The 14,632-nt window shown below is 42.4% G+C and carries 12 protein-coding genes; all 12 read left to right on the forward strand.

Annotation, left to right across the window (positions count from 1 at the left end):
* The first annotated feature begins 2 nt into the window (after positions 1-2).
* Positions 3-941, forward strand: coding sequence for a 16S rRNA (cytosine(1402)-N(4))-methyltransferase RsmH (gene rsmH / locus OCV88_RS01060; protein WP_158423800.1), 939 nt, complete (start codon positions 3-5; stop codon positions 939-941).
* 26 nt (positions 942-967) lie between these two features.
* A complete protein-coding gene (locus OCV88_RS01065; RefSeq protein WP_158423801.1) occupies positions 968-1,471 on the forward strand; it encodes an FtsB/FtsL family cell division protein in 504 nt (167 codons plus the stop codon).
* A gap of 79 nt (positions 1,472-1,550) precedes the next feature.
* Entirely contained in the window at positions 1,551-3,512 is a 1,962-nt protein-coding gene (locus OCV88_RS01070; protein ID WP_158423802.1) for a peptidoglycan D,D-transpeptidase FtsI family protein, read from the forward strand.
* Between the two features lie 61 nt (positions 3,513-3,573).
* Entirely contained in the window at positions 3,574-5,454 is a 1,881-nt protein-coding gene (locus OCV88_RS01075) for a peptidoglycan D,D-transpeptidase FtsI family protein (protein ID WP_158423803.1), read from the forward strand.
* 114 nt (positions 5,455-5,568) lie between these two features.
* A complete protein-coding gene (mraY, locus tag OCV88_RS01080; RefSeq protein ID WP_158423804.1) occupies positions 5,569-6,519 on the forward strand; it encodes a phospho-N-acetylmuramoyl-pentapeptide-transferase in 951 nt (316 codons plus the stop codon).
* Positions 6,520-6,536: 17 nt separating this feature from the next.
* Complete coding sequence (gene murD, locus OCV88_RS01085) at positions 6,537-7,898, forward strand: UDP-N-acetylmuramoyl-L-alanine--D-glutamate ligase (RefSeq protein ID WP_158423805.1); 1,362 nt, start codon at positions 6,537-6,539, stop codon at positions 7,896-7,898.
* Between the two features lie 6 nt (positions 7,899-7,904).
* On the forward strand, positions 7,905-9,038 hold the full coding sequence (locus OCV88_RS01090; RefSeq protein WP_158423806.1) for an FtsW/RodA/SpoVE family cell cycle protein: 1,134 nt from the start codon (positions 7,905-7,907) through the stop codon (positions 9,036-9,038).
* A 24-nt stretch (positions 9,039-9,062) separates the two neighbouring features.
* Positions 9,063-9,986 carry a cell division protein FtsQ/DivIB gene (locus OCV88_RS01095; RefSeq protein WP_158423807.1) on the forward strand — a complete coding sequence of 308 codons (924 nt, stop codon included), beginning with the start codon at positions 9,063-9,065 and terminating at the stop codon, positions 9,984-9,986.
* Between the two features lie 132 nt (positions 9,987-10,118).
* Positions 10,119-11,279, forward strand: a complete 1,161-nt coding sequence (gene ftsZ, locus OCV88_RS01100; RefSeq protein ID WP_158423808.1) for a cell division protein FtsZ — start codon at positions 10,119-10,121, stop codon at positions 11,277-11,279.
* A 220-nt stretch (positions 11,280-11,499) separates the two neighbouring features.
* On the forward strand, positions 11,500-12,318 hold the full coding sequence (locus tag OCV88_RS01105; RefSeq protein ID WP_262590581.1) for a sigma-E processing peptidase SpoIIGA: 819 nt from the start codon (positions 11,500-11,502) through the stop codon (positions 12,316-12,318).
* Between the two features lie 14 nt (positions 12,319-12,332).
* The gene (gene sigE, locus OCV88_RS01110; RefSeq protein ID WP_158423810.1) at positions 12,333-13,073 is read left to right on the forward strand and encodes an RNA polymerase sporulation sigma factor SigE; all 741 of its coding nucleotides are present in this window, start codon (positions 12,333-12,335) and stop codon (positions 13,071-13,073) included.
* Between the two features lie 123 nt (positions 13,074-13,196).
* Positions 13,197-14,585: a L,D-transpeptidase family protein gene (locus OCV88_RS01115; RefSeq protein ID WP_158423811.1), complete on the forward strand. Its 1,389-nt coding sequence runs from the start codon at positions 13,197-13,199 to the stop codon at positions 14,583-14,585.
* Positions 14,586-14,632: the final 47 nt, after the last annotated feature.

Consider the following 14,632-nt stretch of genomic DNA (forward strand, 5'->3'; position numbering starts at 1 on the left):
CTATGGAATTTAAACATATTTCAGTGCTGCTGAAAGAGACAGTGGACAACCTTATAACGAAACCGGAAGGCATCTATGTGGATGGAACCCTGGGAGGGGGAGGCCACAGTTTTGAAATCTGCAGCCGGCTTCATGGGCCGGGACGCCTCATTGGTCTTGACCAGGATGCGGATGCCATCGCGGCAGCTTCTCAAAGACTGGCTCCTTTTAAAGACCGGGTAACCATTGTCCGGAGCAATTATCAGGATATGGTATCACAGCTTCAGAGTCTTGGAATTGATAAAGCAGACGGGATTATGCTGGACCTTGGTGTGTCTTCTTTTCAGCTGGATACGCCGTCTAGAGGATTTACCTACAAAGATGAACAGGCGCCGCTAGATATGCGGATGGATCAAAGGCAGCAGATGACGGCCAAGGATATTCTGGAAACATACAGTGAGATGGAGCTGTTTAGAGTCATCCGGGATTACGGTGAAGATAAATTTGCCAAAAATATTGCTAAGCATATTGCCGCGGCAAGGCAGAAGAAACCAATAGAAACCACCGGAGAATTAAATGAAATTATCAGAAATGCTATTCCGGCAAAAATAAGGGCCACAGGGGGACACCCGGCCAAACGAACCTATCAGGCACTTCGGATTGAACTAAATCGGGAGCTTGAGGTTTTGGAACATTCGCTGGATGCCATGATTGATCTTTTAAATCCTGGCGGAAGACTTTGCGTCATTACGTTTCAGTCTCTAGAAGACAGAATCGTAAAGACAAATTTTAAACGAAATGAAAACCCGTGTACTTGTCCAAGTAATTTCCCGGTTTGTATCTGTGGAAATATTTCAAAGGGCAGAGTAATCACAAGAAAGCCGATTCTGCCTTCCCAGGCGGAGCTTGCGGCAAACAAGCGTTCCAAAAGCGCGAAGCTTAGAGTATTTGAGCGCAGGTAGTAAATGAAAGGAAAAAGTGGAAAATAATGGGCGACTATAATAGAAGAACATCAAACAAAAGAGTATCAGATCGTTATACATATATTCAGGGGAATACCGTAAGAAAGCTGGAAACAGCGCCCAAACGCGTGCCGGTAAGAACAAGGGAAGAGGAATTAAGGCTTAGAGAGAAGCAGCGCTCTGCAAAAAGAAATCGTCAGAATGCCTTGCTGATGAATAAGGGATATGTTATCTTCTTAACAGCGGCTACCATTGTCTGTGCCATGGTGTGCGGAATGTATATTCATATGCAGGCAAGTATGACAATCAATATGAAACAGGTTTCGTCTCTGGAAACTCAGATTTCAGAATTAAAAACAGATAATGACGCCGCCGAAAAACGTCTGGATACTACCATGAATCTGGACCAGGTGAAAGATAAAGCGCAGAGTGATCTGGGAATGTCTTATCCTGCATCCGGACAGATTAAATATTATTCAGTGGATAGCTCTGATTATATGAATCAGTATGGAAGTATTCCGGGCAAGTAGGAGCGGACCGGCGAAAGCTGAAAAGAATTGCGTATCGGGACCCTGAAGAAGGGGACAAAAACAGATTGACAGGTGAAATATGAGTCAGATAAAAAAGAAAAAAAAGATTTCAATGGGGATGAGGAAGAAACTGTTTATTGTATTTCTGCTCATCCTCGCACTTGTATTTGTATTAATCGGCCGGCTGGCGGCTATTGAGCTTAGAAGCGGTGAAAAATACGAAAAAATTGTTTTAGGACAGCAGGAATACAGCAGTCAGACAATTCCCTTCCGCAGAGGGGATATTGTGGACCGCAAGGGAACAATCCTGGCTGCCAGCACAGAGGTTTACAATGTGATTTTAGACTGCAGTGTCCTTACTGCCAAAGAGGAGTACTTAGAACCCACGGTTTCGGCCCTGGTAAAATATTTTGAACTAGATGAGACAGATCTTCGGCAGAAAATAAAGGATAATCCCAAGAAGCAGTACATTGTGCTTGCAAAGAAACTTTCTTATGATAAAGTCCAGCCCTTTGAAGAGCTTCAGGAAGATGAGAAAAAGGGAGCCAATATCAAAGGTGTCTGGTTTGAAAAGGAGTATATCAGAAACTATCCATATAACAGTCTGGCCAGCACAATTCTTGGATTTACCACTTCCGGTAATGTGGGGATCGGCGGCATTGAAGACTATTATAATGAAACATTAAATGGAACAGACGGAAGAAAATACGGGTATCTTAATTCTGATTCCAACTTTGAGCAGACCGTAAAAGAGGCTGTAAGTGGTCAGAATGTAGTTTCCACCATTGATGTGAATATTCAGTCTATTGTAGAAGAAAAGATAAAAGAATTTAATGATGCCTACAAAGATAATCATGTAAAAGGAAATGGAGCTCTCCATATTGGCGTGATTTTAATGAATCCCAATAACGGAGAAGTGCTTGCCATGGCCAATTATCCCAATTTTGACTGCAACAATGCGTGGGATCTGACTCCCTATTATTCCCAGAAAGAAATTGATGCCATGTCAGAAGAAGAAACATTAGACGCATTAAATACCATCTGGAATAATTTCTGCACCACCTATACTTATGAACCGGGTTCCACTGCAAAACCATTTACCATTGCGTCGGGTCTGGAAACAGGCTCCCTCACCGGAAATGAAACCTTTGTTTGTGACGGCGGGGAAAAGATCGGCGGACACAATATCCGCTGTGTAAACAGAAGCGGTCACGGCACGGAAACCATCAAGAAAGCGCTGATGGATTCCTGCAATGACGCCCTGATGCAGATGTCCTATAAAATTGGAGCGAATAATTTCTGTAAGTATCAGCAGGTGTTTAATTTCGGTTTGAAAACAAATATAGATCTGCCTGGAGAGGCCCGCACCAGCGAGCTGATTTATACCCTGGACAAGATGAATGACACTTCTCTTGCAACCAATGCTTTTGGCCAGAACTTTAATGTGACCATGATCCAGATGATCAGCGCATACAGTTCCCTTGTAAATGGAGGATCCTATTATCAGCCTCATGTAGTCAGCAAAATTACAGATGAAAATGGAAATACAGTAAAGACCATGGAACCTACCCTGTTAAAGGAAACGGTATCTAAAGGAACCAGCGAGACCATTAACAGCTATCTTGAGTCTACGGTGGCAGAAGGGACTGCAAAAACTGCCAAAGTAGACGGATATTCCATGGGCGGCAAAACCGGTACGGCTCAGAAACTGCCCCGAAAGGACCGCAATTACCTTGTTTCTTTTATTGGACATGTTCCTGCTAAAGATCCGGAGCTGGTAGCGTATGTAGTTGTAGATCAGCCAAATGTAGCAGATCAGCCCCACAGTACTTATGCTCAGCATATTGCAAGAGAAATTCTAGAAGAAGTACTTCCTTATATGAATATTTATCCGGATGAAGAGAAAAAAGGTACCAATGCAAATCTGGATATCACCGGTAATATAGAAAAAAATTCTGATTCCAAAAATACAAATTCCGGCAAGTCAAAAGAGACTGCAGCGGAGCAGGAAAACTACACAGGTGATATTTTTGAAGAATAACAACATAACCTCATAAAAAGCGTAATAGATTATAATAACTGCTTTTATGAGGTTTTGCTGTATGCAGAGACTTCGAAAATATCAACGAAAAAAAATGCTGGTGTTTCTGCTTTTAATTGTTCTTGGACTTTGTGCCGTATCCGGAAAATTAGTTTATTTAATGATTTTTAAATCTGAATTTTACGGGGAAAAGGCGGAAAATCTCCATGAAAGAGAACGAAGCATCAAAGCGGCCAGAGGAAAAATACTAGACAGAAACGGAACGGTATTAGCCTCCAATAAATCTGTCTGCACGATTTCAGTAATACATAATCAGATCGAAGATGAGGAAGCAGTCATTGATATGCTTGTAAAAGAACTTGGACTGGAAGAAAAAGATGTGCGCAAACGAGTGGAGAAAGTCAGTTCCATTGAGCGCATCAAAACAAATGTAGATAAAGAAACCGGTGATAAAATACTGGAATACGGAATGGCAGGCGTTAAAGTGGATGCGGATTATAAGCGGTATTATCCTTATGATGAGCTTGCGTCCAGGGTACTTGGCTTTACCGGAAGTGATAATCAGGGCATTGTAGGTCTGGAGGTAAAATATGACCAGTGGCTTTCAGGAACTAATGGAAAAATACTGACCCTTACAGACGCAAGAGGCATAGAAGTGGAAGCGGCAGGAGAACGCCGTCAGGAGCCAAAAGACGGAAATGATGTGGTTGTGAGTTTAGATCACAATATTCAGGAATATTGTCAGCAGGCGGCGGAAAAAGTAATGGAAGAAAAGAAGGCGGATGCCGTTGGAATGATACTGATGAATCCTCAGAACGGGGAAATCTATGCCATGGTAAATGTACCTGAATTTAATTTGAATGAACCATTTACACTCACCGATGAGGTGATCAGTCAGGGGGAAGAGGCATTTCAGGAGAAGAAGAAAAAGGAACAGGAGGCCAAAGAAAAAGAAGACAGTCAGGATACTTCCACTGAAGACAAGGAGGAGAAAAAAGAAGAAACATTTGATCCGGAAAATAATTCCAAACAGAAACAGGAATTGTTAAACCAGATGTGGAGAAACATGTGTATTAACGATACTTATGAGCCGGGTTCCACATTTAAAATTATAACAACATCAGCAGCCTTAGAAGAAGGTGTTGTGACCACAGAATCACAGTTTTACTGCCCTGGTTATAAAATGGTGGAAGATAGAAGAATCCGATGCCATAAAACAACCGGACACGGAGCGGAGACGTTTACAGAAGGAATTATGAACAGCTGTAACCCGGTGTTTATAGAACTGGGCCTTCGCCTTGGAGTAGATAATTTTTATAAATATTTTAAACAGTTTGGACTGCTTCAAAAGACTAATATTGATCTGCCCGGTGAAGCGTCCACAATTATGCATGACCCGAAAAATATGGGGCAGGTGGAGCTGGCAACGGTAGCTTTTGGCCAGTCATTTCAGATTACCCCGGTTCAGCTGGTAACAACGGTATCTTCTCTGATTAACGGAGGAACAAGAATTACCCCGCATTTTGGAGTACAGGTCCAGGATTCCAATGAGCAGGTTCTAGAGACATTTCAATATGACCAGACAGAAGATATTGTCAGTGAAGAGACCTCTAAAACGCTGCGGTCACTTCTCGAGAAGGTTGTTTCAGAAGGAACCGGAAGAAAGGGCGGTGTAGAAGGATTCTCAGTGGGAGGAAAGACGGCAACTTCCCAGACACTGCCAAGAAGCGAACATAAATATATCTCATCCTTCCTTGGATTTGCTCCGGCGGATGATCCGAAAGTCATCGGGCTTGTGGTGATCTATGATCCCCAGGGGATTTATTATGGAGGGACCATTGCGGCTCCTGTTATGCAGGAAGTGTTTGAGGATGTTCTTCCTTACCTTGGAATCGAAGAGCAGCCGGCAGAGGAGACAAAGGATACGGAAAATGAGCAGTAAAAAATAAATGATAGCAGTTGTCAAGTAATAAAAAAAGACGTATACTACTTAAGTTAGTGAAAAATACAATACAGTGGGATACTCTGTCCGCTGGTTATAGAAGAGGTGTGAAAAATGACAATACAGGTAATTCTTCCAGTATTGATCGCATTTGCAGTCAGTGCTGTATTAGGCCCGGTGATGATTCCGGTGCTGCGGAGATTGAAGGTAGGAAATACAGAGAGAAAGGAATTAGAATCCCATCAGAAGAAGAACGGGACCCCCACAATGGGCGGTATCATGATTTTGATTGCCATAACTGTGACGGCGTTGATTTATGTTAAGGACTATCCAAAGCTGATCCCGATTCTCTTTGTTACAGTAGGATTTGGAATTATCGGATTTCTGGATGATTATCTAAAAGTGGTTCTCAGGCGGTCTGACGGGCTGCTTGCCTGGCAGAAAATGATCTGTGAAATTATTGTAACGGCGGTGTTTGCCGTATATCTTGTGAAAACGCATATACCAATGTCCATGCTGATTCCTTTTTCCGGAGGGAAGTATCTGGAACTGGGATGGCTGGCGCTGCCGGTGATGTTCCTGGCAGTGATCGGAACAGTAAATGGCGTAAACTTTACGGACGGCCTTGATGGTCTGGCTTCTAGCGTCACCATTCTGGTGGCCACGTTCTTTTCTGTGGTTGCCATCGGTACCTCGGCAGGAGTAGAGCCAATCACCTGTGCGGTAGTAGGCGCGCTGCTTGGTTTCCTTTTGTTTAATGTATATCCTGCCAGTGTATTTATGGGGGATACCGGTTCCTTAGCGCTGGGCGGTTTTGTGGCTTCTACCGCCTATGTACTGCAGATGCCGATCTTCATACTGATTGTAGGGCTGATTTACTGGATTGAAATCTTTTCTGTTATTATCCAGGTGCTCTATTTTAAAAAGACCGGAGGGAAAAGATTTTTCCGGATGGCGCCTATTCATCATCATTTTGAACTGGGCGGCTGGTCAGAGACAAGAGTTGTGGCGGTATTTTCTATTATTACGGCGATTCTGTGTCTGGTAGCATTTATCGGGATGTAGAAAGGTGGACGGAATATATGGAACTGAAAGACAAAAATGTGCTTGTATTTGGAGCCGGTAAAAGCGGCGCGGCGGCGGCAGAACTTCTTTTAAAACATCATGCAAAGGTGATTCTTTTTGACGGAAATGAAAATGCAGATGTAAAAGCAGTAACCCATCAGCTGAAAAAGCCGGTTGATGTAAGGGTTTATCTTGGAAACCTTCCGAAAGACATAATCAAGGAACTGGATCTGGCTGTTTTAAGTCCCGGTGTCCCTGTGGAGCTTCCGGTTGTGGCAGAACTGAAAAACCAGGGAGTGAAGATCTGGGGTGAAATAGAGCTGGCATATGAGTTAAGCCGGGGAAGGGTTCTGGCAGTTACCGGTACAAACGGAAAGACCACCACCACAGCTCTGCTGGGTGAGATTATGAAAAACTGGTGCAAAGATGTAAAAGTAGTTGGAAATATCGGGATTCCATATACAAGCGTGGCAGATGAAACCACAGAAGAAACAGTAACGGTTGCTGAAATCAGCAGTTTTCAGCTGGAGACCATTGATAAGTTCAGACCTGATGTTTCGGCGGTGCTGAATATAACACCGGATCATTTAAACCGTCATCATACCATGGAAAATTACATAGCAGCGAAACTGGATATTACGAAAAATCAGACAAAAGAACAGACCTGCGTGTTGAATTATGAAGATGAAGTATTGAGAAAATTTGCAGGGACTGCGGGAGTAAACGTATTATTTTTCAGCAGCAGAAGAGTTCTTAAGGGGGGGCTGTATTTAAACGGTGGAAGTATTTATTACTCTGACGGCACTAAGGTACAGGAAGTCATCCCTGTAGATGAGCTTAAGATACTGGGGCTTCACAATTACGAAAATGTTATGGCTGCATCGGGAATGGCTTTAAGCTTTGGTGTGCCGCTGGAAAAAATCCGTGAAGTGCTGAAAAGTTTTCAGGCGGTGGAGCATAGAATAGAATATGTAACAGAAAAAAGAGGAGTTAAATTTTACAATGATTCCAAAGGAACAAATCCGGATGCGGCCATCAAAGGGATTCAGGCTATGAACCGGCCCACGCTGCTGATCGGAGGCGGTTATGATAAGCAGTCAGAGTACGGCGGATGGATCGACAGTTTTGACGGAAAAGTAAAAAAGCTGGTATTAATCGGACAGACAAAGGAGAAAATAGCCCGGACAGCAAAAGAGCACGGTTTTAAGAATTGTGTCTTTGCCAAAAGTCTGGAGGAAGCGGTGCAGATTTGTTATGAACATGCAGTCAGCGGAGACGCGGTGCTTTTGTCTCCTGCCTGTGCAAGCTGGGGAATGTTTCCCAACTATGAAGTTAGAGGAAAGATGTTTAAAGATATTGTGTATGCATTAAAGGAGTAGTGAAATATGGGCAGAAACAGTCGGACCGGAAAACCAGAAAAAATTAAATATTTTGATTATAGCTTATTGTTCATCATTATTTTTCTGGTGGGATTTGGATTGGTGATGTTGTACAGTGTCAGTTCCTATGAGGCACAGAGCACCTTCGGCAATTCTGCTTATTATCTAAAAAAACAGCTGGGTTCTGTGGTACTTGGACTGATCGCCATGTTTATTGTTTCAAGAATTGAATACCATTTCTGGCAGCGGTTCAGTCTGCTGTTTTATGCCATTGCCCTTCTTTTATGCCTTGCGGTTATTTTTGTAGGCGAGGATATCAACGGGTCCAAACGGTGGCTTCGGGTTGGGGGCGTTTCCCTGCAGCCTTCGGAGCTTGCTAAGATTGGAATTATTATTTTTGTGGCGGCTGTGCTGTGCAAAACAGTGAAACAGGTATCAAAATTAAAAAATGTGATTAAAGTTTTCTGCTTTGCAGCCCCGATTATTCTGGTTATCGCCATTAACAACTTAAGTACAGCTATTATTGTTGCGGGAATTGCCTTTATTATGGTTTTTGTAGTAAGTCCCAAGTATTCTCATTTTATCGGCATGATTGTCATCGCCGCGGTGGGAGTTGTGGGGGTTACCATTATGCAGGGGTCGTATCGTGCGGTGCGTATTACCGCCTGGCTTCATCCGGAGCAGTATCCGGACGATGCTTATCAGACGCTGCAGGGGCTTTATGCCATAGGTTCAGGTGGACTGTTTGGCAAAGGCTTAGGAGCCAGTATGCAAAAGCTTGGCTATGTTCCGGAAGCGCAGAATGATATGATTTTTACAATTATTTGTGAAGAGCTGGGATTATTTGGTGCCATCTGTGTCATTTTGTTATTTATATTAATGATCTGGCGGTTTATGGTAATTGCAAATAATGCCGCTGATTTGTACGGGTCTTTGCTGGTAATCGGAATTATGGCTCATATTTCCCTGCAGGTGCTTTTGAATATTTCTGTAGTTACCAATACGATTCCAAATACCGGTATTACGCTGCCCTTTATCAGTTACGGAGGGACGTCAGTGGCCATTCTTCTTACGGAAATGGGAGTTGCCTTAAGTGTTTCTAGGGGGATACGTTTTGATGAAAATAAACAGATAGAGTAAGGTTCATGAAATAGGAGCGGATAAATGATAAGAGAAAAACGAAGGAGACGGCGAAAGAGAAAAAGAATACTGCGCATTATACTGACGATTCTGGTCATTGCTGCTCTGGCTGCACTGATTGTGTTTAAAGTGTTTACCGTTGAAAAGGTTGAAATTACCGGAAATGAGCTATATACAAATCAGCAGATTGAAGACTGGGTCCTCAATGATGAACATTCCTGGAATTCCCTTTATGTATACTTTAAATATAAACTGAAAGAAACCAAAGAGCTCCCTTTTGTAGATTCTATGGATATTTCCCTGAAATCACCTCATACTGTTAAAATAAATGTTTATGAAAAAGGTGTGCTGGGGTATCTGTATGTGCCCTCTCTTGGGAAAAATGCATATTTTGATAAAGATGGATTTGTAGTGGAGCTGTCTTCCGATATCATCGAAGGCACTACAAAAATCAGCGGGATTTCTGTGGAAACGGCGCAGCTTTATAAAAAGCTCCCCCTGGAAAATGAATCTATTTTAAAAACACTGCTGAATGTATCGCAGCTTCTAAAAAAGTATGAGCTGGAACCTGAGATTATATATGTGACACCTGAGGATCAGGTACTGTTAAGTTACGGAAATATACAGGTAAATGTCGGCGGAAACGTAAACTTAAATGAAAAGATTGTTCGGCTTCAGAAGATTATGCCGGAGGTTGCCAAAATGAAAGGCACACTGCATTTAGAAGACTGGAGCGAAACGAATACAGATATTTATTTTGAGAAGAATGAACTGACTGAGATTCCCAAGGATGTACAGCAGGTTCCAAAGTCCGGCAGTACGGAAGAAAACAGTAAAAAGGAAGAAAATTCCAATGCAGAGGATTCTGCACAAAAGGACTCCGGACAGAAGGCGTCTGACAGCAAAAAGGACGATCAGAGCAGCGATAAAAAAGATACTGCAAATTAAAAAAATATAGGTTGATTATTTATTGAAAAAATTATATTATTATAACTATATTGGCAAAATTGAATCCTGCTGCGAAAAATGGCAGTATGATTTGTATATAAAATCAGATGAGGGATAGAAGGAGGAACTGTCGTGCTTGAAATTATGTCAACAGAAGCTGAGTCCAGCGCAAAAATTATTGTAATTGGTGTAGGTGGCGCTGGAAATAACGCTGTTAACCGAATGATAGATGAAAATATTGGAGGGGTAGAATTTATAGGTATTAATACGGACAAGCAGGCATTAGTACTCTGTAAAGCGCCTACTCTGATTCAGATTGGAGAGAAACTTACCAAAGGACTTGGAGCCGGAGCAAAGCCTGAGATCGGCCAGAAAGCTGCAGAGGAAAGCTCTGAGGAGCTGGCGGCAGCCATTGAAGGCGCTGATATGGTATTTGTCACCTGCGGTATGGGCGGAGGAACCGGGACCGGAGCAGCCCCTGTTGTGGCAAAGCTGGCAAAGGATATGGGTATCCTTACCGTTGGTGTTGTTACAAAGCCTTTCAAGTTTGAGGCAAAAACGCGTATGGTAAATGCGGTAACCGGAATCGACAACCTAAGGGAGAGTGTGGATACCTTAATTGTAATTCCAAATGACAAGCTTCTTGAGATCGTTGACAGAAGAACTACAATGCCGGATGCATTGAAAAAAGCAGATGAAGTATTGCAGCAGGCAGTTCAGGGTATTACGGATCTGATCAATGTTCCTGCACTGATTAATCTGGATTTTGCGGATGTTCAGACTGTTATGAAGGACAAAGGCATGGCTCATATCGGTATCGGAGCGGCTACCGGAGATGATAAAGCTATTGAAGCAGTTAAAATTGCTGTTGCCAGTCCGCTTCTGGAAACGAATATTGCAGGTGCGTCTCACGTAATTATTAATATTTCCGGAGACATTTCTCTGATGGATGCAAATGATGCCGCAAGCTATGTTCAGGATCTTGCCGGAGATGACGCAAATATTATTTTTGGAGCTAAGTATGATGAAAATTGCCAGGATTCTGCTACTATTACGGTAATTGCAACAGGTCTTGAGAGTCCTGCAGCATCAGCAGCCTCCAAAATTATGCCGGGACTGAAAATTGCAGGAGCGCCTCAGACAGGCGGACTTGGCTTAAACCGTACATCATCGGGACAGGCCGGGGTCGTTGGCAGTGCGCCTGCTGGAATTAAGACTCCAAAGCCTCCGGTGAGCAGTGTGCCTCAGAAGGATATTAAGATTCCGGATTTTCTGAAAAATTCTAAAAGATAGCAAAAGACGGAAAAAAGATAGCAGCAGCACAATTTGACATAATTCGTGCTGTTTCTTCTTGATATTGCCTGGAAAGACTATAAATTCAAAGAAAAAAAGTTGAAAAGAACCGAGATTTTGACAAAAAAATCACGGTTCTTTTTTTATAATGTACAAGGAAAGAATTTGTCAGCCCGATTTGTTTTGTGTAAGAATTAAAAAAACAGGCAGGGGGTGGAATGTGCAATATGAATGGTATATAGATGCTTTCTGGCTGACCTCTTTTTTCATAGACAGCATAGCTTTTCTGACGGCCGTCCTGGTAATGGGAAAGCAGGTCAGAGCTTTTAGATGCATACTGGCGGCCCTTTTGGGAGCCAGCGCAGAGACGGCATGTTTTCTGCTGATGTCAGATTATTTTCTGTATCGGATTACGGTTATGGCAGTGATAAATCCTCTGCTGCTTTTTATTTTGATGAAACCCGGAAGATGGAAAGAGTTTCTAAAAGGCTACCTGACTGTCTGCGGGGTAATATTGTTTATTGGAGGCGTTCAGACCTGCTTTATGCAGTATGTTCCTATCCGTTCCCGTCAGAATATCTGGTATGTGATTCTGGCTGCAGCGGCAGCTGTCATAATCTGTTACATAAAGTGCCGCAGAAATTACAGTCAGAACCTGTGTGAGGCAAAGCTGATTTATGGAAAAAGACAAGTATTGCTGAAAGCATTCTGTGATACTGGAAATCTGTTAAAAGATCCTTTTACAGCCAAACCGGTCAGCATTGCAGATTTTTGCGTTTTCGGGCCGGATTTTCCAAATGAGGATGTCAAGATACGATATATCCCTTACCGTACACTGGGAATGGAACATGGATTATTAAAAGTACTGACTATTGATAAAATGTATATTTATTTACCCGGGAAGAAACTGGAAGTAGAAAAACCCGTCATCGGACTAAAAGAAAGTGGTCTGATGGGGCAGGGAAATGTGCAGCTCATTTTAAATGGAGCGCTGCTTTCAGAAAATAATGAAATGGGAAAGGGAACAACACAGCGTTGATATGGTGAAATAAAATGTATATTAAAGTCTCAGTACCGGGACGGTTTCAGTTTCGGATTGTACCTACTCTGCAGAATCTGATTTTTCAGAATGCAAAAGATGTCCATTATATAGGGGGAGCGGAAGTACTGCCGCCGCCGCTGGAAGCAGAGGCCGAGAGCGCCTGCATCGAAAAACTTGGCACCGATGATTTTGAGGAAGCAAGAGGGATGCTTATTGAGCATAATCTCAGGCTGGTAGTTTACATAGCAAAAAAATTTGATAATACCGGGATTGTGGTGGAAGATCTGATTTCCATCGGAACCATCGGACTGATAAAGTCCATCAATACTTATAATCCGGCAAAAAACATAAAGCTTGCCACTTACGCGTCCCGCTGTATTGAAAATGAAATTTTGATGTATTTAAGAAGAACAAGTAAAATGAAACTGGAAGTTTCCATTGACGAACCGCTGAATGTGGACTGGGATGGCAATGAGCTTCTTTTATCTGACATTCTGGGAACGGAAGAGGATATTATTTACAAAGACATGGAACTGGAAGTGGAGAAAAAACTGCTGAAGAAGGCGGTAGATAAGCTTCCGCCCAGAGAACGGAAAATTATAGAACTGCGCTATGGACTGACTTCTGCGGACGGAGAAGAGATGACACAAAAAGAAGTGGCAGATCTTATGGGAATTTCCCAGTCCTATATTTCAAGACTGGAAAAAAAGATTATGAAGCGTCTGAAAAAAGAAATTGTAAAGTATGAATAGAGATTGTAATAGTTTTTACAATATCATTAATTTTAAGTGAAAAGGGTTGATGAAATAAAAAAAGAGTATACAATTATAAACTAAGCGCGTATAGTATGAAACAAAATACAAGGAAGTGAAAGTGTGAAGAAAACAAAAGAAAAACATCAGTTGTTAACTCCAAAAAGAATCCTGCTGCTGGCAGTTCTTGTGCTGGCAGTTATTTATGTCATAGGAGCCGTTTTTTATTCCAGGCATATGTATGGAAAGGATACGGTGTTTGGAGTAAGTGTAAGAAATAAAACTGTCAGCGAGGTCAAGGACAAAATAGAAGAGAATATCAAAGACTATAAGCTGACAGTGAAAACACGGACCGGGGATGAATCAATTGGCGCTTCTGATATCGGTCTTGTCTATGATGATAAGGGAACCGTTGACAATCTGAAAAAAAGCCAGCGGGCATTATTGTGGTTTACCGCTCCTTTTTCCGGAAAAGATGATCTTCCGGCAGAGGTATCCTATGATGAGGAAAAGCTTCGTCAGGCAGTCAGTGCCTTAAATTGTATGGATGAATCAAAAATGGAAAAGCCCAAAGATGCGCATCTTTCATACAGTGACGGAAGCTTTCAGATTGTAAAAGAGACGGAAGGTACATGGCTGGAGAATGATACCGTGCTAAAAGCTCTGCAGCAGGCGGTAACAGAGGGCCAAGAGATGCTGGATCTGGATGCAGACGGCTGTTATACTGCTCCCGCTGTATACGAAGACTCTAAAGAACTGAAAAGCCAGCAGAGTAAGGTAAATAAGCTTCTTGAAGTAAAGATTACCTATGATTTCGGAGACCGCAGTGAGGTTGTGGACAGTGACCTGATTTCTCAGTGGATTACCTTTGGGGATAATTTTACCTTTGATCTAGATCAGGAAAAGGTGGAAGCTTATGAGAAAGAGCTTGGCTACAAATATGATACTTTTGGTTTAAGCCGTCAGTTTAAAACAAGTACCGGTGAAACCATTACCCTAAAGGGCGGCGATTATGGCTGGTGTATCCATAAAAGCAAATCCGCAGAAGCTTTAATTGAGAAGATTCTGGCCGGTGAAAGCGGTACGATAGAACCTGAGTATCTGTACAAGGGAAAAGACAGAAATACCAATGATATTGGAGGAACTTACATAGAAGTAAGCATTGCCCGGCAGAGAATGTGGTGCTACAAGGACGGAAAGCTGATTGTAGATACTCCTGTTGTAACCGGCAATATTAATATCAAAGGGCGTGCCACTCCTTCCGGAGGTGTCTGGGCCATTGATGCCAGAACAACAGACTATTATCTTACCGGAGAGGGTTATCGTTCCCATGTAAATTTCTGGCTTCCATTTAATGGCAATGTGGGAATCCATGATGCAACCTGGAGAGATACCTTTGGAGGCAGCATTTATAAAACCAATGGCTCCCATGGCTGTGTAAATACGCCTTATGAAAATGCGAAAAAAATATATGAGGCCGTAACAATCGGAACACCGGTTGTAGTATATTAAAAAATACCTGTGAAAATACCCTGGAAATCATTGGAGTTTTGATTTTA

The sequence above is a fragment of the Brotonthovivens ammoniilytica genome (assembly GCF_025566885.1).
Taxonomy (GTDB): Bacteria; Bacillota; Clostridia; order Lachnospirales; family Lachnospiraceae; genus Brotonthovivens; species Brotonthovivens ammoniilytica.